Origin of the sequence: Rahnella woolbedingensis (genome assembly GCF_003602095.1) — a bacterium.
Classification (GTDB): Bacteria; Pseudomonadota; Gammaproteobacteria; order Enterobacterales; family Enterobacteriaceae; genus Rahnella; species Rahnella woolbedingensis.
Genome location: NZ_RAHH01000011.1, coordinates 47066 through 71954, shown reverse-complemented (window position 1 = coordinate 71954; position 24889 = coordinate 47066). Strand labels below are relative to the sequence as shown.

Here is a 24889-nt window from a genome sequence, read left to right as displayed (position 1 = left end):
CTCACCGCTCAGGGGTCTATACTTGAGGCTGGATGAAATTTTAAGGACAACATGGATCAATGCCCATCACTTCTAAACAAGAAACGAATACTCAGGAAAAATCCGAGCCGCTGATTAATATCAAAACCGGCAATTTAATGGTGGATAAAAACATCGGCAGATTTTCACGGCTGGTGGAATACGTTCAGTCCTGGGGCTGGGTCGCACACCTGCTGCGGACGACGGAACGCTTTAACGACCGCCTGGGCAGCCAGTTTGGCGCGGCAATCACCTACTTTTCCTTCCTGTCACTGATCCCGATCCTGATGGTGTCCTTCGCCGCTGTGGGTTTTGTGCTGGCCTCAAATCCCGACCTGCTGGCGGAGCTGATTAATAAAATAGTGAACAGCATCAGCGACCCGAATCTGGCGAATACACTCAAAAATACCGTAAATACCGCCATTCAGCAGCGTACTGCGGTGGGAATATCCGGTTTGCTGATTGCGCTCTATTCCGGTATCAGCTGGATGGGGAATTTGCGTGAGGCGATCCGCGCACAATCGCGCGATGTGTGGGAACGGAATCCGCAAGATCAGGAGAAGATTTACCGCCGTTACATCCGTGATTTTATCTCCCTGACCGGGCTGGTGCTGGCGCTGATTATCACGCTGTCGCTGACCTCCATTGCCGGTGCCGCGCAAAAAACCATTGTCGATGCCCTGGGTCTTGGCGGCATCGACTGGCTGCGTCCGGTGATGACCAGCATCACGCTGGTGATTTCTATTGCCGCCAATTATCTGCTGTTCCTGTGGATTTTCTGGATGCTGCCGCGCCACAAACCACGCAAAAAAGCGCTGCTGCGTGGCACATTGCTGGCGGCGATTGGCTTTGAGGTGATCAAATTCGTGATGACCATGACGCTGCCGAAACTGGCGACTTCGCCTTCCGGCGCGGCGTTTGGTTCGGTGATCGGGCTGATGGCGTTCTTCTATTTCTTCGCCCGTCTGACGTTGTTTGTCGCCGCGTGGATTGCCACCGCGAAATACAAAGATGACCCGAAGATGCCGGATCCGCGTCACAAGGCAGGCAAAAATGAGAAAACCGCCACGGAAAACGACAGCGAATACACACCTGACAACCTCATCGTGCCAGATGAAATGCATATAACCGCCGTTAGTTCTGATAACAAGCCGGATAAGCAGTGAATTATGCCATTTAAGGTATTACACCATTGCTAAAACCAGAATAACTGACTGAGGCCGCACTTTTATTTCGCGGTTTTGCAGTCAGTTACTCTGCTTTTTATCTATTCGACAAACTTATGATTGGTGAAATCCCGCCCCGTTAAAACTTTCCCCCGTTCCGGCTTTACCCGTCGTTTTTCAGGGCTTTCGCTGCGTTGAAATACCGCCCTGCTCTGCATAAGATGCCTTTTCGATATACATTTATTTACATTAGATCCCTCCCACTCATTACAAATAAGAAACACTTATGCAAGCCACTATCACTCCAGAATTAGAAGCTGACGCCAACCTGGTGAGTCAGAACTCCCGCGGCAAAGTCATCGTGGCATCGCTAATCGGTACGGCCATCGAATTCTTCGACTTTTATATTTACGCCACGGCCGCGGTAATTGTTTTCCCGCACATTTTCTTCCCGCAGGGTGATCCGACTGCCGCCACGCTGCAGTCTCTCGCCACTTTCGCCATCGCTTTTATTGCACGTCCGATCGGTTCCGCACTGTTCGGTCACTTCGGTGACCGCGTCGGGCGTAAAGTCACCCTCGTAGCCTCTTTGCTGACGATGGGCGTATCTACCGTAGTCATCGGCCTGCTGCCGACCTACGCCACCATTGGCGTCTTCGCGCCGTTGCTGCTGGCATTAGCGCGTTTTGGTCAGGGTCTGGGGCTGGGCGGTGAATGGGGCGGCGCGGCATTACTCGCCACCGAGAACGCACCGGCGAAAAAACGTGCCCTGTACGGATCTTTCCCGCAGCTCGGCGCGCCGATTGGCTTCTTCTTCGCCAACGGCATGTTCCTGCTGCTGTCGTGGCTGCTGACCGACGAACAGTTTATTGCCTGGGGCTGGCGTGTGCCGTTCCTGCTTTCTGCGGTGCTGGTGATTGTCGGTCTGTACGTGCGTGTTTCCCTGCACGAAACGCCTGTGTTCGCCAAAATCGCTCAAGCCGGCAAACAGGTGAAAGTGCCAATCGGCACGCTGTTCACCAAATACAAAAAAGCGACGCTGCTGGGTACTTTCATCATGGTCGCGACTTACACGTTGTTCTATATCATGACCGTCTATTCCCTGGGCTACGGCACAGCCGCACAGCCGGTCGGTCTGGGCATTCCGCGTAACGAATTCCTGCTGATGCTGATGTTAGGCGTGATCGGTTTCGGCGTGATGGTGCCGGTTGCCGGTCAGCTGGCAGATAAGTTTGGCCGTCGCAAAACTATGATTTGCATTACGCTGCTGATGATTGTCTTCGCGCTGTGCTTCCCGACTATTCTGGGTGCCGGTTCTCAGGCGCTGGTGATGGTATTCCTGCTGTGCGGATTTATGGTGATGGGGCTGACTTTCGGTCCGATGGGCGCGCTGTTGCCGGAACTTTTCCCGACAGAAGTCCGCTATACCGGCGCATCCTTCTCCTATAATGTGTCTTCGATACTGGGTGCGTCCGTCGCGCCGTATATCGCCACCTGGCTGGCAACTCATTACGGGTTGTTCTACGTGGGCGTGTATCTGGCCTCGATGGCAACGCTGACACTGATCGCGCTGCTGTTGTCCAAAGAAACCGCCCATCAGTCACTGTAACTGACCCGACACCGTGCCCGGTACGCGCCCGGCACGGTGCCTTCAGCGAAGGTTTCTTATGCGCTTACGACGACTTATCCTGCCCGTCCTGATCCTGCTTATCGTTATTGCTGCGGCCTTCTGGTATTTCTGGCCACACACTTCAAATCCCAACGCCCTGTGGAACATCATCAGCAAGAAATGCGTGCCAAATCAGCAAAGCACGGGCAAACCCGATCCCTGCGCGCAGGTCGATGAACAGCAAGGTTTTGTGGTGCTGAAAGACCTGAACGGTCCGCTGCAATATCTGCTGATGCCGACCGCGCGGATCACCGGCATGGAAAGCCCGGCCCTGCTGGAACCCGCCACCCCTAACTTTTTCAGTCAGGCATGGAATGCGCGGCATTTTATGGCGGATAAATACGGTAAGCCGATTGATGACAGCAATGTCTCGCTGGCGATTAATTCGCAATACGGCCGCTCGCAAAATCAGCTGCATATCCATATTTCCTGCCTTCTCCCGCAGGTGAAAACCACGCTGAGTAAAGACGGTGCCCAGATGGGATACAACTGGCAGGCACTGCCGGATAAGCTGCTCGGGCACACTTATCTGGCGCGCAAAGTGACACAATCTGAGCTGAATGAGAAAGGTGCTTTCCGTATTCTGGCCGAAGGCGTGCCTGAAGCAGATAAGAAGATGGGGCATTTCGGCATGGCGATGGTCAGTTTGCCTGGCGGCGACTTCCTGCTGCTCGCCAGCGAGCGTGATTTACTGAAACTCAATAACGCCTCAACCGAGGAAATCCAGGACCACAAGTGTGCGGTTCTGGATCCGGTGCCGACGTCTATCCAATAAATAGCGCGGAAATCGCAAAGCGGCTTCGGCTAATGATCTCATTGTAATCAGATGCATTCTTCCAAAAGTTGACAACCTGGCAACAGCATAATATCGCATCGCCAGGTTGCCAATATGGCAACTTAACTCCTGTTACTTCTCTTTCATCTGCTGCAATATCGGGCCGCACTGATTTTCTTCATTGTCGCTTGGGGAAATCAGGGCGAGTAAGGCAGCGGCCGGAGCCACTACAGCGCCGAGCGCAACGGCGGCGGCACCACGGGCGATCAGCGGCCCCGGTTTCACACCGGCATCCGGATTTTTATAGGTGCCGCGAACATACAGCGGTGAACGCAAGGTCAGGATACGCACGCCCTTACTTTCCGGGTTGATCGACAAATCAAGCCGCTCGGTCGCCATATTGGTGTTACCGGTGATGTTAATGACCGCATTTTCGGTATCGAACACAAACAGCCTTGGCGTCACCAGCCCGTTCTTCACGTTGACGTTGGCGGCCGCACAGTTGATCGCTACTTCGTCATCGCCAAACAGTTTGCTGACCACGTAGTTACCGACATTCAGCCCTGCCAGCTCCATCAGCCCGCGGCTGATCACGCCGTCGTTGATGAGGATTTTCATGTCACCGTTGCTGGTGCCAAGAAGTGCTGCGACAGAATTACCGGTACCGGTCAGCGTGGCATCGCCGTTCAGATCACCCAGACTGCGTTCCATCGACTGGACACTGGGCAACAACTGTTTCAGTTTCAGATGGCGTGCGTGGATGTCGGCACGTGCCTGCATCGGCGATTTATCCCCTTCCAGACGGATAGTGGAATTCAGGTTACCGCCCGCCACACCGAAACGCAGGGGATCGAGCAGGATTTCCCCGTCGGTCAGTTTCAGGTGCGTACTCAAATCGCTCAGCGGCAGAGATTTACCGTGTTCGATGCGTTTGGCGCTGAATTTCACATCGGCATCCATTACGCGCCAGCTCTTGGTATCGAATTTCTCCACCGGCAGCACTTTATCGGAAGGCTGACGGGTAGTTTCCCCACGCTTGGCTTTATCTTTGTTGGAATCCGCACCAATCAGCGGCGCGAGATCGGCAAAACGCAGCTGTTTGGATACCACATCACCGGTCAGTTTAGGCCGTGGTTTGCTGGCCTGATAGGTCAGTGAACCGTGAATATCGCTGTCGCCAATTTCGCCGTTAAAGTTCTGATAACGGTATATTGCGCCGTCTTTACCGTGCAACGTCGCCGATAAATGGCCATCAGTAGAATATGGCGGAGTTTGCGGCAACAGTACGCCGGTCAGACCGTATAAATCAGACAGCGTCTGACCGGAGAATTTCAGGCGTAAATCCAGACCGCCGAGGTTCATTGCATCCTGCAAGGTACCGGCTACCGCCACCCGCGTATTACCGGAGCGTACGTCGGCCTGTAACGGGAACAGCGCATCAGGGTCTTTGAGCGCCAGCATGCCGCCGATTTTACCGCTGCCAGAGAGCGATTCGCCGTTATATTTTCCGTCGACTTTCCAGCCAAAAACGTACGGAGGAGTTTTGGTTTTCGGCGCGTCTTTTTTATCGCCAACCACTTCGGTAAACGGCAGCGGTTTGCCCAGCGGATCAATCACGGCGCGGAAATCGGCTTTCAGCTTCGCGTCTTTATAATCGATTTGTCCGCGGTCAAACACGATGTCATTGAGGGTAAATGACCAGGCAGAGGGTGGCTGCGCCGGATCTTTGGTGTCGCTGTTGGCGAGATTGAACGTCCAGTTGTTTTTGCCGTTATCCAGGCGCAGCAGCGACGCATCCGGCTGTTTCAGCCAGATACGTGGGATCAGCACTTCTTTATGCAGCAACGCGAGTGGAGCAATACTGGCGTCCACGCGGGCAAGTTTCACTATCTGCGCGTCTTTTTCGCCGGTTTGAACGTCTGAAGGGTTGCCGAGCACAATATTCTCGGCATGAATGTGCGGCCAGGGGACCCACGCACGCCAGCCCGCCTCGTCTTTCTGACGCGACCAGTCCACGCCTAAATTGCCGCGAATGGCGAAAGTTCGGTTCAGTTCAGTGCTGACCTTTTGATTGATGGTTGGTTTGAGGCGGTTCCAGTCGAAGGTCGCGATAAAAATCACGATAGCGATCAACAGAATGACAATGATGCCCACAATCCAGGAGATCACTTTACCTGTGCGCGTCATAAAGCTGTTCCTTTCAGACAGTTAACGAATCCCAGAGTTTAACCATAGTTGAATTCGTCGCAGCTTGCCGGAAACGGCATGGGTAAAGGAGGTAAAAAAAGCAGGAATGTTGACTATAAAATTATATAAATCAATAAAATAACGAGGGATCACACCACTTCTGCGCACCGGGCAATTTGAGACTTCACCTCAGCGGATAAGGTGTGATCCATTATCCTTTGAAATGTATTGGCAGGTTATCGAGATTGTCGAACGTCGCCGGACGCGCCAGATAATACCCCTGGGCGGCGAGCGCATCGGAATTACACACCATCGCCCATTCCGTAGCAGTTTCAACCCCTTCGATGATCACGCCTTTGCTGTAGCGGTTCATCAGCGTCACCAGCGTGTAAAACAGGCGCGAGCCCTCTTCGCTCTGTCCCAAAAGAATAAACAAATCGCGGGCGATTTTGATGTATTCGTAATGCCAGGTGGTGAAAGAAGAAAAGTTAGCGATCCCCTGCCCAAAATCGTCGAGCCATAAACGATCAGATTGCTCAATTTGCGACAACGGAATGCTCAGTGCGTGTTCAGCACTTTCGACCAGTTCAAAACGCACATAAGGCATCGCGCTGATTTGCGCACGCAGCGCTGTGTCAGACTGCAACATTTCCAGCACCTGACCATCGACGTTAATAGAAGCCAGTAACTCATGGTCGATAAACAGACTTTGCCAGCGCTGTAACAAGTCGAGTTGCTCCTGCACAATTTGCAGACGCTTACCCACGGCTATCGCAACGAAATATTCTTCAGGCGAAATAAATTTGTGCGGATTCGCAGGGTGGAAAACCCCGGTCAGCAATTCAATCCCCAACAGTTTTCCTGTCGTGCGATAAATAGGCTGAAAACGGTACACTCTCTGACACTGACGCCAGTAAGACTGTGCTTTTACGCGTTCAATCGCGGTAAAAGAAGGCGTAATCAGCCCTAACATCATCTTAGTTATCATATTTTTCTGCCGTCATGAATAAGAATCAGATCATCAGGTGACATGCGGCAACATGTGTTGCGTGACTACAATGGGTCCCATGTCAACAAACCGGACTTCAGGGAAGCACGGCGTTTCATAGCGGCAAAGTAGCCCGGTTTCCTGGCTTTCATTAGTAGAGTTATCTATCGGCGTAGCGCGCAGAAACTTTAATCACTCCGCATTTCTCTGCAAGATTTGCGCATAAATAACCCGAAAACCGGGCTGGAAGTTCCTTTGGGCAGGCTCTACATTGGGAAGGATGAAACATTTAACTAACGTCTTATTCACAATCCGGAGAGAAAAATGCCTTACGTAAATATCAAAATCACCCGTGAGGGCGCGACGGCAGAACAGAAGAAAGCCCTGATTGCCGGTGTGACCCAGCTGCTGGTGGATACGCTGGGCAAGAACCCGGCCAGCACTTTCGTCATTATTGATGAGGTCGATACTGATAACTGGGGTCTGGGGGGCCGTCCGGTGACTGAACTGCGTCAGGAAAGTCAGTAACATCCTCAGGTGGAAGTGCTGCTGCTTCCACTTTCCCCTTCGTTTTTGTTTCGCTTTTTCTTCTTTTTTCTATCTTCCGCACAAAAAATAAAACCTCGTTTTAATTTGTTTGACTGACCGCATTCTTATGAAGAGACTAGAGCGCAATAATGACAGTCTTTTCTTTCCTTTCGTTTTAATGCTTCAGACATAGGCCAGGTACAATGACCCGCAAAAACATTGCCGTTATCGGCGAATGCATGATCGAACTATCTCAGAAAGGCGATGCCCTGCACCGCGGTTTTGGTGGCGACACACTCAATACGTCTGTTTATATCTCCCGTCAGGTTTCCTCTGATGCGCTGAACGTGCATTACGTTACCGCGCTCGGTACCGACAGCTTCAGTAATGAGATGTTGCAGGCGTGGCAGGAAGAAGGCGTGAACACGAATCTGACTCAGCGTCTGGAAAACAAACTGCCCGGTCTTTATGTGATTGAAACCGACGCCACCGGCGAGCGCACTTTTTACTACTGGCGCAATGATGCTGCCGCACGTTACTGGCTCGACAGCCCGCAATCCGAAGAGATTTGCCAGAAGCTGGCAGAGTTCGACTATCTGTACCTGAGCGGTATTAGTCTGGCGATCCTTAACGATGAAAGTCGCGACCGCCTGATGACCCTGCTAAAAGCCTGCCGTTCACGCGGTGGCAAAGTCATTTTTGACAACAACTACCGTCCGCGTCTGTGGGCCAGCAAAGAACAGACGCAGTCCGCCTACAACGCGATGCTTTCCTGCACGGATATCGCCTTCCTGACGCTCGACGACGAAGACATGTTGTGGGGCCAGAAACCGTATGACGAAGTGATTGCGCGCACTCATGCGCTGGGCGTCAGCGAAGTGGTGGTGAAACGCGGAGCCGACAGCTGCATCGTGTCCAGCGCCGAAGGCGAGCAGCATGATGTGCCAGCGGTGAAATTGCCGAAAGAGAAAGTGATTGATACGACCGCAGCAGGCGATTCCTTCAGCGCCGGATATTTAGCCGTGAGGCTCACCGGCGGCAGCGCAGTGGAAGCAGCGGTTCGCGGACATGAAACGGCAAGCACCGTTATCCAGCATCGCGGGGCGATCATCCCGATGGAGTTTATGCCCAAGCACGTATAATCGTTGCTCCTCCCTGAGAAAGTGAGGGAGCAGACCGGGTTGTATTCGCTTTGGTTTTACTCCTCCCCCTGCGAAGGGGGAGGTTGGGAGGGGGTTTTACAAACCTAAACAACTGTCAAAGCACAATTTAACTGCCTGATTTGACTTTAATACCCCACCCCAACCCTCCCCTTTGCATGGGAGGGAGCAGACCGAACTTTTACTTAACTGCCTGCCATAAACCTTATTGCGCACTCGTCGCCGCCGATGCCGCTGGCGCATCCGTGACCGGGGCATCCGCAGACGGAGCTGCCTCCGCCGGGGCCATCACTTTGTCATACACAGCCCGCAGTTCACCGGCATTCAGTTCAGGCTCGCCTTTCGGTTGTGCAATCAGCATGGCGGGTTCACGGGAAAGCTGCTGTTTCAGCTCCTGATTCAGTACCGGCAACGTCAGCGTGGAAAGGAACTGCTGACGCAACTGCTGGTATTGCTCAGGTGCGATATCCACGACGCCGTTCTGCTGAGAGCGTAAACGCTGGCTCATCAGCACATCCGTATCGGTACGCGCATAGGTCGCGAAGAGCTTGCTCAGTTGATCGTTTTTCTGCGCAATCAGCGCATCAAACTCAGCCTGTGAAATGCCTTTATCACGTACCACCAGCAACTCTTCGGAAAGTCGCTTAAACAGCTCCGCAAGTTTCTCCTGCGGGGCTTCGATGCGGATAGCACACTGGGCGCGCTGATACTGCACGTTGCAGTCAAAGCCCAGCGCCGGGCCCGGTGTGGTGGCATCTTTCTTCGATTCGAAAGCGCTTTTCAGAGCTTCCTGCAAATGCCAGAACAGCGCCTCACGGGCTAAATCACTGCGCCAGTAAGCGGAAAGCGCCTGTGAATCCTGAATCGGCTGCCAGGCGTTGTCCCACATTAATGAGAGACGATCCTGAGTCAGGTTTTCATCCATCACAGTCATCGACTTGGTGGTGACTTCAGACAGCGTCGGCAAAGTTTGTGGCGTCTGACGGCTGCCCTTAAGAACGGAGAAAGTCCGGTTGATTTGTTCGCTCAGACCACGGCCATCGACATTGCCGACCACAAACAGCGTCATCGCATCAGGGGTATACCACTGATGATAGAACTTCGTTAACGCTTCGATATTGACGGGTTTTGTCGGTAACTGATCGGGACTGTGGCCGACCAGCGTCGAACCCGCCATACGCGCACGCCACCAGGCATCCTGCGTATTTTGCGGTAACGAGCCCACCGGATCCTGAGATTCCTGACGCGCGGCACTCACCAGCGCCGGTGTGACAGAGATTTTACCGGCAGTGTTCGCCAGCCAGTTCAGCGCATCCTTGAGAAGATCTGGACGGTTATTGGGCAGGCTCAGGTTGTACATGGTGAAGTCGTAAGAACTGACAGCCGGTGGCAGCGGGCGCTGCGGATTAATACTTTGCTGCCATAAAGACTGTAACTGAGACGTGCTGAATCCTTCGCTGTGCATCAGTGCCAGACGCGGAAGAAAATGGGCATAGCCCGATTGCTGGGCAGATTCTGCCAGCGAGCCGGTGCGGACCACCAGGCGTAATTCGATACGATCGCTCGGGCGTTGCGGGGTGGTCAGCAACTGCCAGGTAAATCCATTGTTCAGCTTGCCCTGCTGCCAGGCAGGATCAGGCTGTAATGCTTCAGCTTGCACATGACTTGCGGCTGCTGCCAGCAACAATCCACCAATGAGTAAACGGATTTTGGTGCCCTGCATGTGAACCCCTACGTAATGACAATCTAATTTTAAATTTGCTGTCCTGCCGGTGTCAGTTGACTCGCCCACAGGAACTGAATGCGTAAGTTTAAGGACGAAAAATACAGCCCTTCGTTAGACCGCGCTTTTCCTGCAAAGTCGCGCAGTCATCAAAAATATTCTGGGAATGATCGCCGGATGCGGCGTTCTGGAACATATTATGAAGATAATCCACCGGTTACATCAAGTAACCGGTGGATTATAGGGGGGTTTGAGACTAAAAAGATGCGTTTTAGAAACGTTTAACAATATTTCCAGCCATTCTCAGGCCTTTTTCAGAAACCTGAAGCGGACTTCTCGGCCTCTGTCAGACCTTTCTGGCCGTTTAATGTCGCTTTTAACTGCCCTTCATCGAGCTGATCGCACCATTTTGCTACCACGATAGTGGCAACGCCGTTACCCACTAAATTGGTCAGCGCGCGCGCTTCAGACATAAACCGGTCGATGCCCAGAATCAGCGCCAGACCCGCAACCGGCAAGTGCCCAACGGCTGACAGTGTGGCCGCCAGCACGATGAAGCCACTGCCGGTCACGCCCGCTGCGCCTTTTGAAGACAACAACAGCACCACAATCAGGGTGATCTGATGCCAGATATCCATGTGAGTATTGGTGGCCTGAGCGATAAACACCGCCGCCATGGTCAGATAAATCGAGGTGCCATCCAGATTGAAGGAATAACCCGTCGGGATAACCAGACCGACCACCGATTTTTTACACCCCAGACGCTCCATTTTATCCAGCATACGCGGCAGTGCGGATTCAGAAGACGACGTTCCGAGCACGATCAACAGTTCTTCTTTTATGTAATTCACAAATTTGAAGATGCTGAAACCGGTGAAGCGCGCGATAAGCCCGAGCACCACCACCACGAACAGAATACAGGTCAGGTAGAAGCACAGGATCAGCTGGCCGAGCTGTACCAGGGAACCGACGCCATATTTACCGATAGTGAACGCCATCGCCCCGAAGGCCCCCAAAGGCGCCAGACGCATAATCATATTGATGATGCCGAAAATGACCCCGGAGAAGCTTTCAATCACATTGAAAATCAGCTGGCCTTTGTGGCCCATGCGGTGCAGCGCAAAGCCAAACAGCACAGCAAACAGCAGCACCTGCAAAATATTACCGCTGGCGAACGCACCAATCACACTCGATGGGATCACATCGAGCAGGAAAGGAATGATGCCCTGGCTTTGTGCCTGCTCGGCATAAACCGCGACAGCTTTGGCATCCAGCGCGGCGGGATCGACATTCATCCCGGCGCCCGGCTGCACGATGTTAACGATCACCAGTCCGATAATCAGCGCCAGAGTACTGACGATTTCAAAATAGAGCAGCGCGATGGCCCCTGTGCGCCCCACCGCTTTCATGCTTTCCATGCCTGCGATACCGGTGACGACGGTACAGAAGATGACCGGCGCGATGATCATTTTGATTAACTTAACAAAACCATCACCTAACGGTTTCATTTGCGCGCCGATATCCGGATAGAAATGCCCCAGCAGCACGCCCACAGTAATTGCTAAAAGAACCTGAAAATACAGACTCTTGAAGAGTGATTTTTTCATGAATACCCATCCTGAAGTGAGTGCATCGCCCTTGGTTTTTTAAGAGTAAAGATAATGAGGCGAGTGCATTGAAGTAACATCAACACAACATGATGGAAATATTTCGTTTCTCTGCGCAATGACGACTCATTAAAAACCAGAGCGGAAACCATTCAGCGCGGATTTAAGTAAGTAAAGAAATTAAAGAGGGGCAGAAAAAAGCCGGCAGGAGGGAATTTCCTGCCATTCAGGGCAGTCAGGAACGCTGACAGAATTTGCGTTCGAATTCTTTTTTAGAAAGCGGCGGAGAGAATAGATACCCCTGCCCGAGGTGAATATTTGCATTCAGCAGCCACAAACGCTGCTCCTCGGTTTCGACGCCTTCGGCGACCAGCTGGATATTCATTGCACGCCCGATGGAGGCCACAATGTTCACCATCACTTCATCTTCAGGCAGAACGCTGACAAAGCTGCGGTCGATTTTGATGACATCAATCGGCAGAGAACGCAGGCGGTTGAGATATTCCAGACCAGAATAACCCAGGCCAAAATCATCCAGCTCAATCGATACGCCCGCTGCGCGTAATTCACTCAGCAACACGAGTGCGCGATCCAAATCTTCAATTCGCGCTGTTTCGGTAATTTCCAGAACCAGCTGTCCCGGATTGATTTTGTAACGGCTCAGCAGGCTGCGCAGCTCCGGCAGGAAATTACGCTGCTGCACCTGAACACCGGAAAGATTAACCGACAGGGGCAACGTGATACCGCGCTGCTGCCAGTCCGCGAGTATCTGGCATCCGAGCTCAAGAATTTTGTAACCCAGCAGGCTCATCACGCCAATTTCTTCGGCCAGCACGATGAAATCACTTTCCAGCCCGTAGCTGCCGTCGGCCATTTTACGGCGCAGCAAAGCCTCTGCGCCGACCACAGCACCGGATCTCATATTCATTTGCGGCTGGATAAACAGCGTGAAATCGCTTTGCTCCATGGCGTGCAGAATTTCGTTTTCCTGCAATAAGCGTTTCTGAATCTTTTCTGTCAGCTCCGGCTCAAAGAACAGGATCTGATTTTTACCCTGCTGACAAGCGGAAAGTCTGGCGGCACGCGCGTTAGACATCATCTGTTGCGCACTCACCGGGAATTCATCCGTGTGCTGAACAATGCCGATACTGCCCGTCGGATGCAGCGACATATTCCCCGCGTGACTTTCCTGCGGCGCGTTAATGCGTTCCATAATTTGTCGTGCCAGCCGCATCGCCATAAAGGGACGCGCAATGTCCCCCGCGAGCAGGGCAAATTCGTTGTAACTCAGACGTGCCATCAGACAGTGTTCTGGCAGCACCTCCATAACAGAAGAGATCAGCGGGCAATCGACATGGCCGTCATCGCGCAGGCTTTCGATGCCGATCAGCAGCAGGTGGAAACCTTTTTCCGACTCCGCTGAACTGAGCCGTTGTTGCAGATGCTGTATGAACTGTTCTTCATTATTCAGACCGGTTTCGGAACGCGGCAGCGCGCCTTCACTATTTTGCGGTAACTTTTCACGCTGTTGCTGATTGCGGTTGTAGCTGCGTACCAGCATACCGATTTCGTCATCTTCATGACGTTCAGGCAGTGTCAGCTGGTGATAAGGGATGTCGCTTTCCGGCAGGGATTCCAGTTCACTGGCAATCGTGCGCAGCGGTTTAACGATCAGACGATTGATCACCCAGCTCAGGGAAATCGTCAGGATCAACGCCAGCAGCAGATAAGTTGTCAGCATGGTCGACAGGGCGCTGACGATAAACTGATACATGCGGTAGGAATCGGCCTGAAGAACTAAAAAGGCCAGAGGCTTAGGCGCTTTGGGGCTGGCGGCAGCAGAATAAAGAGGAACTGAAATGGTCACCGGTAAATTAAACCCGCGGGTAACCCATTGCGGTACCGGGCGGCCAGGCGGGAAATGCGTATGCAGCGCCGCGATTTGGTTGGGCATCACAACATCGGCACGACTGAGAATGCCCACCGGTTGCAGCGTATTCAGGATGTCCTGAGTTTCTTCCAGATCGACATCCAGCACGGCTTGCGACAGCGGCTCACGGACAGAATGTGCAATATTTTCAAGTTGCTGGGCGTAATCGTCCCTCCGCTGTTGTACAAAGTGAAACAGCTGGATGACGATAAAGATACAGATAGTGAATACAGCGATGCCTGATACCGCCGCCATCTGTTTGATCGTTAATGAACGCCTGACCCGCAACTTAATTCTCCATTCACCGCAGACACGATTTTCCCCGCACACTTTATCAGGAACGGTACTTATGCGCAGTATACCTGATAACCGGTAAAGACCACGTCAAACTCAATATTTTGACTATAAAAAACAACACGTTTGAAAGAAGCCCTCTACACTAATTAATCGTTGAGCCTATTCACTTACGAAAAACATACATTACGGGACGTAATCGAAAATCACTCAAAAAAGAACCTACTAACTTCAGCGCAACTGATGAAGTTTGTGTGCTATTGATCACATCAAAGACGAACATTTCAACTGCTTTAACACAAACACGCAGCAAATAAATGCTAAAAGCCTTTTGTGACAATCATTTATAGAGGTGACCTTTTTATACGGGAAAATCCTATTTTTTGTAAAAAACGCTCTATGCTGTAAAAGAACTGATATATTAAGACAAGTCTTATTCCCACATAAAACTTTAAAAAAATTAAACTTTTTCACACTCTTTGTTAGCGGCCATTCAGGGTCGTTTTGACGTCCAGAAAACACCGAAATATATAATCCTACCGGGCAGGATTTATGAATAAATATGACGACATTAAACGTTTTATGGATAAGACGAAGTTGGAAAATCTTGATTATAAAGAGCTTAATGAAAAATCGACCGGTGAATCCATTACCGGTTCAATGAATCAATGGACACTGATTAAACAAGTCTCAGCCAGCGAAGAGCCTGCGGGTCCCCTCGATAACGGCCGTTCGACGCAACCCACTCCCCAAGCCATTTCTGCGGATGAGTTTTCTCTATCTGTTGCACAGCCTGTGCCTGAATACCAGGCAGCACAACGGCCCGTAACGCACGCGCAAAGCGCGCCGCTGTCATCGGAAGTGCCTCCTCCGGCTGCCGGTTTTGGCTTGCTGGATGCCCTGCGTGAAACGCTGCCGCCTGCCGCAGCAAAACCTGCGCCAGCACCGGTTCAGCCCGCACAGCATCAGCCGGTTCATACGGCTCCGACGCTGCATGCACAGGCTGTCATTCCTGACAGCGGTTCGGGTTTACTCGATTCGCTGCGTAAAGCCATGCCTGAAGCGCCAAAATCTCCGGCGCCTGCTCCGGCTCAGCCCGCGCCGGTTCAGGCATCTCAGCCAGTACAACAACCGGCCGCGACGGTGTATCACCAGCCGCCGGTACAAAATTCAGCGCCCGCTTACCCCCCTGCGCCCGTGCACAGTCCGGCGCCCGTGATGCCTGCGTCCCCGTCGTCTGCTGATGTTAACCAGCGCTTTAAACAGATGTTTAAACAGCGGGCTCCGCAGCCTGCCAGCGCTTATTTACATCGCGACACACCGCTTCAACCATTGTTAGAGATGATTGCCTCATGCCGTTAGTTTGCGTTTGTTCACCGAAAGGTGGAGTAGGAAAAACCACGGTGGCCTCCAATCTGGCCTATTCGCTTGCCCGCAGCGGAAGCAAAGTGCTGGTCATCGATTTTGATGTGCAGAACGCCCTTCGCCTTCATTTCGGTGTGCCTATTTCCGATACCCGCGGCTTTGTAGCGGGTTCAGGTAATGAATCCGACTGGAGCCAGTTTATTCTCAAGGCGGGTTCCAATACCTTTGTATTACCTTACGGCGAAGTCACCGAAGACCAGCGTCTGGAATTCGAACACCAGCTGGCGACCGATCCGCATTTTTTACAACGTGGATTAAATACCGTCTTAAATTATCCGGGTTTAATTATTATCGCCGATTTTCCTCCGGGCCCGAGCCCGGCATTAAAAGCAGTTCAGGCGATTGCCGATTTACATGTGGTGGTCATGCTGGCAGATACCGCGTCATTATCTTTATTGCCGTTAATGGAAAAGAACAAATTAATAGGCACTCCTCTTAATAATAAGAAGGGTGAATATTACGTTGTTAACCAAAGTGACACCCGCCGGACTTTAAGCCGCGACGTCACACAATTTTTTGAACAGCGATTAAACGAAAGGTTATTAGGCACAATCCACAGGGATGAATGCGTGCCAGAGGCCAATGCCTCGCAGCGCTCTATTATTGATTTCAGTCCGGTATCTGCTTCGGCATTTGATATTGAACTGATCAGCAAAAAAGTCGCCGCCATTTTAGGGATTAAAGTTGGTGATGGTGAATTACACGCCGCGCCTAAATCTGGCAGTTATTAACTATCACTGTTAACAGCGACCCCAAAGCGATGAATAAATTCCTGTTTTCCCTGCTTTTGCTTCTGCTGTTGCCTGTGGCAGCAGTCATTATCATCACTCCGATGGACAGCCAGAAGCAGTACATTTTTGGCCTGATCAGCATCGGGCTGTTATTCCTGCTCGGCATCAGTAAAAGCCGCCGCATTAGTGTGGTCATGGTCATCATGTCCATAATAATGTCGACTCGTTATATTTACTGGCGTGCGACGGAAACGCTGCATTTTAATTCGACGATTGAAGCCATTTTAGGGATTGGATTATTCCTCGCAGAACTGTATGTCTGGCTGATTCTGTTGCTGGGCTATCTGCAAACCACCTGGCCATTAAAACGCACTATCGAACCGTTGCCGGATGACACCAATTTGTGGCCCACCGTCGACGTGTATATTCCTTCTTATAACGAAAGCCTCGACGTGGTTCGCGATACCGTTCTGGCGGCGCAGTGCATCGATTATCCAAAAGATAAAATCAAAATTTACGTCCTCGATGACGGTAAACGCGACGAATTTGCGGTGTTCTCGGCGGATGCCGGTGTCGGTTATATCACCCGTAACGACAACTCCCACGCCAAAGCCGGTAACCTGAACCATGCGATGAAACTCACCAAAGGCGAGCTGATTTGCGTGTTCGACTGTGACCACGTAGCCACCCGCGCGTTCCTGCAGGCCACCGTCGGCAGCTTCCTGAAAGATCCGCGCCTGGCGCTTATTCAGACGCCTCACTATTTCTATTCGCCTGACCCGTTCGAACGTAACCTTTCCGCCGGACGCACCATGCCCAACGAAGGCGCGCTGTTCTACGGCCCGGTTCAGCAAGGTAACGATAACTGGAACGCAACCTTCTTCTGCGGCTCCTGTGCGGTTATCCGCCGCGTAGCGCTGGAAGAAGTGGGAGGGTTTGCGGTAGAAACGGTCACCGAAGATGCCCACTCCGCGCTGAAGATGCAGCGCCGTGGCTGGAACACTGCGTTTCTGGATATCCCGCTGGCTGCCGGTCTGGCAACGGAACGTCTCGGCCTGCACGTCATTCAGCGTACCCGCTGGGCGCGCGGCATGACACAGATTTTCCGCGTCGATAATCCGCTTTTTGGCCGTGGTCTGAAATGGCAGCAACGTCTGTGCTATCTGAACGCCATGCTGCATTTCCAGTTCGGTTTACCCCGCGTGGTCTTCCTGACCGCCCCGCTGGCGTTCCTGCTGTTTAACCTGAACATTATTTCCTCATCCGCCAGCCTGATTTTCGCTTACGCGCTGCCGCATCTGGTGATGTCGCTGTACATCAACTCCCGTATGAATGGCCGTTTCCGTTACACCTTCTGGGGTGAAATTTATGAAACCGTCATGGCGTTCCACCTGATCCTGCCAACGATTGTGACCCTGTTCGCGCCCAAACGCGGCAAGTTCAACGTGACGGACAAAGGCGGTTTGCTTGATGTCGGCTTCTTTGACTTCAACATCGTAAAACCACACCTGATTGTCGCCATTCTGATGATTATCGGCATCGGCTATGGCGTGGTGCGCGCCATCTTCCACGATTACTTTGCCATTGATCCCAACGTTATCGCACTCAACGTGGCGTGGGGCAGCTTCAGCGTGCTGATCCTGCTGGCGGCGATTGCGGTGGCAAAAGAAACGCGTCAGGTGCGTAAAACCATCCGTATTGATGTGGCGATCCCGGCCATCATTCATTACGCCAACGGGATTTCGCTGCGCACCACCACAATTGATATGTCGATGGGTGGCGTACAGCTGGTCACGCCGGATGCGCGTTATCTCGAAGAAGAAATTGAAGAAGTGGAGATCCAGCTTTCATCCGGCGCCGAAAGTTTCCCGGTCAGCCAGGTGAGCGGTAACAAAGAGCGCATTCGTCTGCAATTTGAAAACCTGCCGCTCTCGAAACGTCGTGAACTGGTGCGCGTGGTGTTATGCCGTGCGGATGCCTGGATTGGCGAAGAATACCCGCCGGATAACCCGTTCAAGTCATTGCTCAGCATCATCCGTTGCGTGTTCGAATTGTTCTACAACACGTGGAAAGAACGCCGCGCTAAAAATAAACCCGCTGACGCCACCAGCAAGAGTGAAGCAGCATGAACCGACCACGTAAACCGACCGTAAAGCGCCGTTTCTCTGCTGTGCCGGGCTCATCCCTGCTCAGGAAAATCACCACCGGTTTGTTGCTGACGTTCAGCAGTCTGCCGTTTACGCAGGCGGAGGAAACGCCTGCTCCGGCGGTTGATCCTGCCACCAGTTTGCCTGCCGCGCCGTCGTGGCTGCCGCCGGTGACACCGATGCCAGAAGACAACGCGCCCACCAGCAATGCTGCAACGTCCACTCCGGCACCTTCCGCGGACTTGCCGCAGGCCGATACCACGCCGGTGAACAACAGCAGCTCACTTTCCGTACCTGTGGCTCCGGTTACCGATCCGGGGGCAGCGTCAGCGCCGGTGATCCCGCTGGTTCAGCCGGTCACCAGTAATATTACCGTGGCAGAAATGGGCCAGCCAAACGGGCTGACGCTCAGCGGCGGCCAGTTGCAGTCCGGTATTCTCTTTACCTTGCCTGCGGACGAAGTTGTTACTAACGCCCATCTTTCTCTGGCTCTGAAAATTTCTCCGGCACTGATTGCCCGTGATACCACGCTCGAGCTGATGCTCAACGGCCAGCCGCTGGGTAATCTTCCGCTGAATCAGAGCAGCAACGGCGGCGATGTTTACGATCTGGATATCCCTTCTGCGATGGTGGTGTCCAGCAACAACCTGAGCTTTCGCGTGCATGACAGCAACACCATGACCTGCGAGAAAGATCAGTCGGATAAATACTGGGTCACGATTTTGCCGACCACCAGCATTGGTCTGGAAGGTCAGCAGCTCAATATCGGCCGCAATCTGGGTAACTTCCCGCGTCCGTTCTTTGATGGCCTGCAAATGCAGGAGTCCAAAATCACCATGGGCTTCTCGGCGTCAATGAAACCCGGCGATGTCAGCGCAGCGGCGATGGTCTCTTCTTATCTCGGCATGTTGTCCGATTATCGCAGCGTTGATTTCCCAGTCATTCTGAATGATTTACCCGACCAAAACGGCATTCTGTTCGGCAGACCTGGCGATAAAATTGGTTCGCTGACGCTGCCACCAAGCAACGGCGCATCCATTCAGATTATCGATAACCCGATTAATCCGGTCTACAAACTGCTGCTGGTGCTCGGCAATGACGACAATGAACTGCGTCAGGCTGCATACCGGCTGATCAATGGCGGCATGCCGAACAATACCGATCATCTGGATGTCGCGCAGCAAACTATTCCATCGAGCAAACCGTATGACGCGCCGCGCTGGATAGATACGTCACGTCCGGTCACGCTGGGTGAACTGGCGGGTAAAGATCAGGATTCACTGATTTCCAACGGGATTTATCACGACGGTATTCAGGTGGCGTTCCGCGCCGCGCCGGACTTATTTATGTGGGATGGCCACAATATTCCGGTGCGCATCGATTACCGGTTCCCGACGGAAAACTGGATTGATGAAGATAACTCGAAGCTTAATGTCTCCATCAACAGCAACTATCTGCGCAGCCTGACGGTCAACAAAGTCGGTCTGGTGGAAAACATCTGGCGTCGTCTCGGCGGTGACAGCCGTCAGGAGCGCTACACCATTCAGCTCGCGCCATACCTGATTTACGGTGATAACCAGTTGCAATTCTATTTCGACATCAAGCCGAAAAAAGATGCGCCGTGCAGCATTCTGACCAGCGATAACATCAAGAGCCGTATCGATCCGAAATCCTTCATCGACCTGAGCGGAAGCTATCACTTCGCCCAGTTACCGAACCTGTCGTATTTCGTCGGTGCGTCATATCCGTATTCCAAACTGGCTGATTTCTCCGACACCCTGATGCTGTTGCCGCAAACGCCGACGGCGGATGAAATCCACACGCTGCTAAACCTCGCGTCGCGCGCCGGTAAAGCCACCGGTGTGCCGGTCAATCACGTTCAGGTGGCCTTCGGTCTGAAAGGTGATGAGCAGAATAACCCGCTGTTTGACCGCGATATTCTGGCCGTCACCACGCTTGGCGATACCCCGTTCAATCAGCAACTGCTGGCTGACTCGCCGTTTAGCGTCAATGCCGGTTCGATGGGCGTGAAAACACCCACCGAAGTGCAGCGCCTCGTGGCCTGGCTGACCGGTGACTGGTACCGCCAGCCGGTGGATGCTGACCGTTATCTGTCCTCGACCGGCGCATGGCGTGGCTTCGTCAGTTACCGCTCACGCTGGTCTAACGATCACGTGGTGGTGGTAGCGACCGGCACAGACGATCAGCAGTTGCTGAAAATCCATAACGATCTGAAATCGCCAAAAATTAACGCCAACGTGCGCGGTGACCTGGCGATCATTACCGATGAAAACGGCATCCGCAGTTTCTCCGTCGGCCAGCAATTCCCGACCGGACAAATGCCGTGGTACATGATGGTGCTCTGGTACGCCAGCACGCATATCGTGATCCTGTCGCTGATTGCCACCCTGCTTTCGCTGGTGATCGGACTGAGCCTGTTCGTCGTCCTGCGTCGTCATGCGGCTAAACGTCTGGGTCAGAAATGAAAAGCATAGGCTGTATAACAAAAACAATGAAAGTCGCCTGTATTTCAGGCGACCCTCTGGCGATTACCGGAGCTGGAAAATGAAAAAACATAAACTGTCCCTGGCGGTGATCAGGGCTATTTATCTGGTAGGGATCGCCGGAGTCGCAAGTTTTAGCGCCGCTACGTTTGCAGCGGACACCTCCAATCCGGCCATGAAAGCCCTGTTTGATCAGGCCGCTTACTGGCACGAACGCGCGCATGACGATCTGGCTAAAGACGCCCTGCAGAAAGTGCTGCTGGTTGAGCCGAACAATGCGCAGGCGATGTACCTGATGTCGCTGTATTCCATGCAAAGTGGCGATAAAGCGGCGGCTAATCAGTGGCGCGAAAAGCTGGTCAGCGTATCACCGGACGATCCGCGTCTGGCGTCCCTCAACAGCGCCAAAGCGATGCAGTCCATTCCACCGGCTCAGTTGGCTTCTGCCCGTCAGATGGCGGCACAAGGGAACGTCAGTGGTGCGCTTTCGGCCTATCGCACTATTTTTAACGGCAACCAGCCGCTCGACAGTCTGGCGACCGAATATTATCTGACGATGGCGGGTGATAAATCGCTCCAGCCACAGGCGATTGCCGGATTACAACAGCGCGTCGCCGCACGTCCGGATGACACGCAGGCGCGTCTCGGACTGGGTAAAGTGCTGACTTATCAGGAATCGACCCGTCGCGATGGCATTAAGTTGCTGAGCACCATGGCCGGTTCCAGCACTGAGGCTGACCGCTCTTTGCGTCAGGCTCTGTTGTGGATGGCGCCGCAGGAAGGCGACCGTGATTTGTATCAGGGTTATCAGGCGCGTCATCCTAATGACACCAGCGTGATGGCCTATTTCCAGAAAAACATTGGCGGCGCGGCGAAAGGTCAGGGCTTTACTGCCCTGAACAGCGGCGACGTCACCAGCGCAAAAGCCAAATTTGAAACAGTGCTGGCCGATAACCCGAACGATGCCGATGCTCTGGCCGGTCTGGGTTATATCGCCCAGCGCAGCGGCAACTTTGAACAGGCGTCGCAATATCTGAGCAAAGCCGCCGCACAGGGTGGTCCGAACAGCGCGCAGTTGAGCAATCAGGCGCAGGATTCGGCGTTTTACGCGCAGTTAGCCAAAGCCAAAGAAGCCGCCGGTTCCGGCAGTTACGACGCGGCGCTGGCCGCTGTCACTCCTCTGACCCAGGTCGGTGGCGAGAAAGGTCAGTCTGCCAGCTTGCTGCGTGCGGATATTCTGCGCCGCAAAGGCGATCTGCCCGGCGCGGAGCAGCAATACAGTGCGCTGGGCGATAATGCTGATGCCCGTGCCGGCTTGTATTACGTGCTCCGTCAGCAAAATAAAACTGCCGAAGCTAATCAGGTGCTGAAAACTCTGCCAGCCGGATTGCAGGCGAAAATGAACCCGCCGACCGTGGCCGATGTTATCGAGCCGATGCGCCGTCAGGCCGCACAGGCAGTGGCGAACAACGATCCGCAGCGCGCACTTAATATTCTGCAACAGGCACAGGAACGCCAGCCGTCGAACGTCTGGGTGAAACTGGATATGGCGCGCATCCTGCAATCGCAGGGACAAACCGCGCAGGCGCAGTCGATCATGGCGCCGTCTTCGCGTCCGGGAGCGTCTTCCGCCGATTTGTACGCAGCAGCGCTTTTTGCTTCCGAAACCAAAAACTGGTCCACCGCCAACGCCCTGCTCTCGCGCATTCCGCGCAACAGTCAGAATCAGGGGATGCGTGAACTGGCGCAGCGCGCCAACTTCAATGCACAAATGGCCGATGCCGAAAGCTATCTCCAGCAGGGCAATACCGCCGCGGCGTCGAATACGCTGCGCGCACTGGCACAAAATCCACCCACCGCACCGGCGGACGTCGGTGCACTGGCAAAAAACCTCGCGGCGTCCGGTCAGCTTCCTCTGGCGGTGCAGCTGGTTCGGCAGAATATGCGTCAGGGTGTTAAAGGCAATGCCGGTGATTATGCCGATCAGGTTACCGTGCTCAATCAGGCGGGTCTGAGCAATGAGGCGCAAGCCTTCCTGCAAAATCCGCAGATTCAGTCCGGTACTTCACCAACGGCGCTGGCAAATCTGCGTAACGGTTTCGTGATTACTCAGGCTGATCAGCTGCGTGAGCAGGGTCAGTACGCTGCGGCTTACGACAAACTGGTCGTCGCATTGCAGGCAGATCCGCAAAACCGTGATCTGATGCTGGCGATGGCGCGTTTATATCAGTCCGGAAAACTCAATAAACAGGCGGGTCAGGTTTATAACTACCTGATGAGCAACGATACGCCGACGCAGGATGCCCGCGTGGGGGCGATTAACGTGGCGCTGGGCGAAGGCGATAACCAGCGGGCGAAAACCCTGATGGAAGGCCTGACCGGGCCACGGACACCAGACCGTCTGCTGTTAGAAGCACGCGTCGCCGAAGCGCAGGGCGATCACCAGCAGGCGCTGGCGCTGTTGCGCTCCGCGAAGGGCAAGATGATCGGGCTCGAAGGCGCAGACAGTTCAGCGCAGGTCGCCGGATTGCAGATAAGCGACAACCCGTTCATCAACCGCTCGACGCGGACTTCGGCTTCACGTCCGGCGACACAGTCCTCTTACGGTACCGTGTTGCCGTGGCAGGTGTCTGATCAGGCTTCCACGCCGGGCAATATTCCGGCGGCTACCGCACAACCCACAGCCGTGGCGCAACGTAATGCGACTGAAAAACAGATCGACGAGATGCTCGACGATTTGCAGGGCAAAACGGCTACCTGGGCGCAGGGCAATATGTCGATTCGTGGCCGTGACGGCGAAAGCGGTCTGAGCCAGCTGACCGAAGCCAAAGCACCGATGACTTTTGCCTTCGTGCCGTTTGATACGTCACGTCTGAGCATCGGCGTCACGCCGGTTTCCCTCAGCGCAGGCAGCCCTTCAGGCACCGGCAATTCCCGCTTCGGACAGGGTGCACTGGCTGCAGCGCAGTCGGCGCAAAAAGATGTGGCCGCCGCCGCAGCAGCAGCCGGTCTGGATATCGCCAACTACAGCACCTTTGCCAAATTGCAGGCGGCAGCCGCAGCTAACTCCAGCACCAACTGTACGTCAGCCAACGCAACGTCCGATCAGTGCGTGGCGTACAACACCATTACCGGCACCGATCCGACAACCTATTCTGCGCCATCCGCTGGAAATCAGAGCGCGACCGGCGTGGAAGTGAACGCCGCGCTGACCGGCGAGAGCTATAAAGCTGATATCGGCAGTACACCGCTCGGGCAGGATCTGAACTCGCTGGTCGGTGGCGTGCAGTGGGCACCAAAACTCACGGACTTCACCACCCTGCGCGTGACCGCTGAACGTCGCGCCGTCACCGACAGTATTTTGTCTTACGTCGGGACCAAAGATAATTACAGCGGCAAGGAATGGGGCCAGGTCACCAAAAACGGCGGCAGTATCAATCTGTCCTACGACGATGGCGACGCCGGTTTCTATGCCGAAGGGGGTTACTACAGTTATCTGGGTAATAACGTGAAGAGCAACCAGTCGGTGAACGCCAATGCCGGTCTGTATGTCCGCCCTTACCGTTATGACGATCGCGAGCTGAAAACTGGTATCAACGTCGGCTATATGAACTTCGACAAAAACCTCAGCTACTACACCTATGGTCAGGGTGGTTACTTCAGCCCGCAAAACTATGTCAGCGTCTCCTTCCCGGTGGAATACACCCAGAAATATGACGACTGGGATCTGAAACTGTCCGGCGCGGTGGGTTATCAGTCTTATTCTCAGGATAAGAGCGCCTACTTCCCGAATAACCCGGACCTGCAGAAACAGCTGGAAGACCTGGTGGCAGAAGGTTACGGCACTGAAGCCTATTACGGCGGGAAAACGCAGAACGGCATCGGCTGGAACGCAGGCGTGGGCGGTAATTATCATCTGAATAAAAACATGCAGATTGGCGGCAAGGTTGGCTACGATACTTTCGGCGATTACAACGAAAGTACAGCACAGGTCTACTTCCGTTACCTGATGGGTCAAAATTAATCGCGGTGAAATA

The 24889-nt window shown here is 53.5% G+C and carries 15 protein-coding genes; 10 read left to right on the top strand and 5 right to left on the bottom strand.

Annotation, left to right across the window (positions count from 1 at the left end):
- Positions 1-59: 59 nt before the first annotated feature.
- The 3 genes from yhjD (at position 60) to D6C13_RS11130 (ending at position 3628) form a co-directional block, all read left to right on the top strand.
- On the top strand, positions 60-1184 hold the full coding sequence (gene yhjD, locus D6C13_RS11140) for an inner membrane protein YhjD (protein ID WP_120132812.1): 1125 nt from the start codon (positions 60-62) through the stop codon (positions 1182-1184).
- Positions 1185-1470: 286 nt separating this feature from the next.
- Positions 1471-2793 (top strand): MFS transporter, encoded by a 1323-nt coding sequence (locus tag D6C13_RS11135; protein WP_120132811.1) that lies wholly within the window; start codon positions 1471-1473, stop codon positions 2791-2793.
- A gap of 58 nt (positions 2794-2851) precedes the next feature.
- Positions 2852-3628 carry a CDP-diacylglycerol diphosphatase gene (locus D6C13_RS11130; RefSeq protein WP_120132810.1) on the top strand — a complete coding sequence of 259 codons (777 nt, stop codon included), beginning with the start codon at positions 2852-2854 and terminating at the stop codon, positions 3626-3628.
- A gap of 132 nt (positions 3629-3760) precedes the next feature.
- On the opposite strand, the gene D6C13_RS11125 is transcribed toward D6C13_RS11130, so the two are convergent.
- Together D6C13_RS11125 and pdeH are read right to left on the bottom strand one after the other, a co-directional pair.
- A complete protein-coding gene (locus D6C13_RS11125) occupies positions 3761-5815 on the bottom strand; it encodes an AsmA family protein (protein WP_120132809.1) in 2055 nt (684 codons plus the stop codon).
- Positions 5816-6026: 211 nt separating this feature from the next.
- Entirely contained in the window at positions 6027-6803 is a 777-nt protein-coding gene (gene pdeH, locus D6C13_RS11120; RefSeq protein ID WP_120132808.1) for a cyclic-guanylate-specific phosphodiesterase, read from the bottom strand.
- Positions 6804-7127: 324 nt separating this feature from the next.
- On the opposite strand from pdeH, the gene D6C13_RS11115 reads away from it, so the two are divergent.
- Positions 7128-7331, top strand: a complete 204-nt coding sequence (locus D6C13_RS11115; protein ID WP_120132807.1) for a 2-hydroxymuconate tautomerase family protein — start codon at positions 7128-7130, stop codon at positions 7329-7331.
- Between the two features lie 203 nt (positions 7332-7534).
- Positions 7535-8473, top strand: coding sequence for a 2-dehydro-3-deoxygluconokinase (kdgK, locus tag D6C13_RS11110; RefSeq protein WP_120132806.1), 939 nt, complete (start codon positions 7535-7537; stop codon positions 8471-8473).
- A gap of 223 nt (positions 8474-8696) precedes the next feature.
- Here kdgK and D6C13_RS11105 read toward each other — a convergent pair whose 3' ends face one another.
- From D6C13_RS11105 to hmsP, 3 genes are all read right to left on the bottom strand, one after another.
- On the bottom strand, positions 8697-10214 hold the full coding sequence (locus tag D6C13_RS11105; protein ID WP_120132805.1) for a M16 family metallopeptidase: 1518 nt from the start codon (positions 10212-10214) through the stop codon (positions 8697-8699).
- Between the two features lie 314 nt (positions 10215-10528).
- The gene (locus tag D6C13_RS11100) at positions 10529-11821 is read right to left on the bottom strand and encodes a dicarboxylate/amino acid:cation symporter (RefSeq protein ID WP_112291844.1); all 1293 of its coding nucleotides are present in this window, start codon (positions 11819-11821) and stop codon (positions 10529-10531) included.
- Between the two features lie 235 nt (positions 11822-12056).
- Positions 12057-14039, bottom strand: a complete 1983-nt coding sequence (hmsP, locus tag D6C13_RS11095) for a biofilm formation regulator HmsP (protein WP_120132804.1) — start codon at positions 14037-14039, stop codon at positions 12057-12059.
- Between the two features lie 558 nt (positions 14040-14597).
- On the opposite strand from hmsP, the gene D6C13_RS11090 reads away from it, so the two are divergent.
- From D6C13_RS11090 to D6C13_RS11070, 5 genes are all read left to right on the top strand, one after another.
- Positions 14598-15407: a cellulose biosynthesis protein BcsO gene (locus tag D6C13_RS11090; protein ID WP_120132803.1), complete on the top strand. Its 810-nt coding sequence runs from the start codon at positions 14598-14600 to the stop codon at positions 15405-15407.
- A complete protein-coding gene (gene bcsQ / locus D6C13_RS11085) occupies positions 15398-16201 on the top strand; it encodes a cellulose biosynthesis protein BcsQ (protein WP_120132802.1) in 804 nt (267 codons plus the stop codon). Before D6C13_RS11090 ends, bcsQ begins: the two co-directional genes overlap by 10 nt.
- A 29-nt stretch (positions 16202-16230) precedes the next feature.
- Positions 16231-18330 carry a UDP-forming cellulose synthase catalytic subunit gene (gene bcsA, locus D6C13_RS11080; protein ID WP_120132801.1) on the top strand — a complete coding sequence of 700 codons (2100 nt, stop codon included), beginning with the start codon at positions 16231-16233 and terminating at the stop codon, positions 18328-18330.
- Complete coding sequence (gene bcsB / locus D6C13_RS11075; protein ID WP_120132800.1) at positions 18327-20834, top strand: cellulose biosynthesis cyclic di-GMP-binding regulatory protein BcsB; 2508 nt, start codon at positions 18327-18329, stop codon at positions 20832-20834. The genes bcsA and bcsB overlap by 4 nt, the downstream gene beginning before the upstream one ends.
- Before the next feature lie 79 nt (positions 20835-20913).
- Positions 20914-24876: a cellulose biosynthesis protein BcsC gene (locus D6C13_RS11070; RefSeq protein ID WP_120132799.1), complete on the top strand. Its 3963-nt coding sequence runs from the start codon at positions 20914-20916 to the stop codon at positions 24874-24876.
- Positions 24877-24889: the final 13 nt, after the last annotated feature.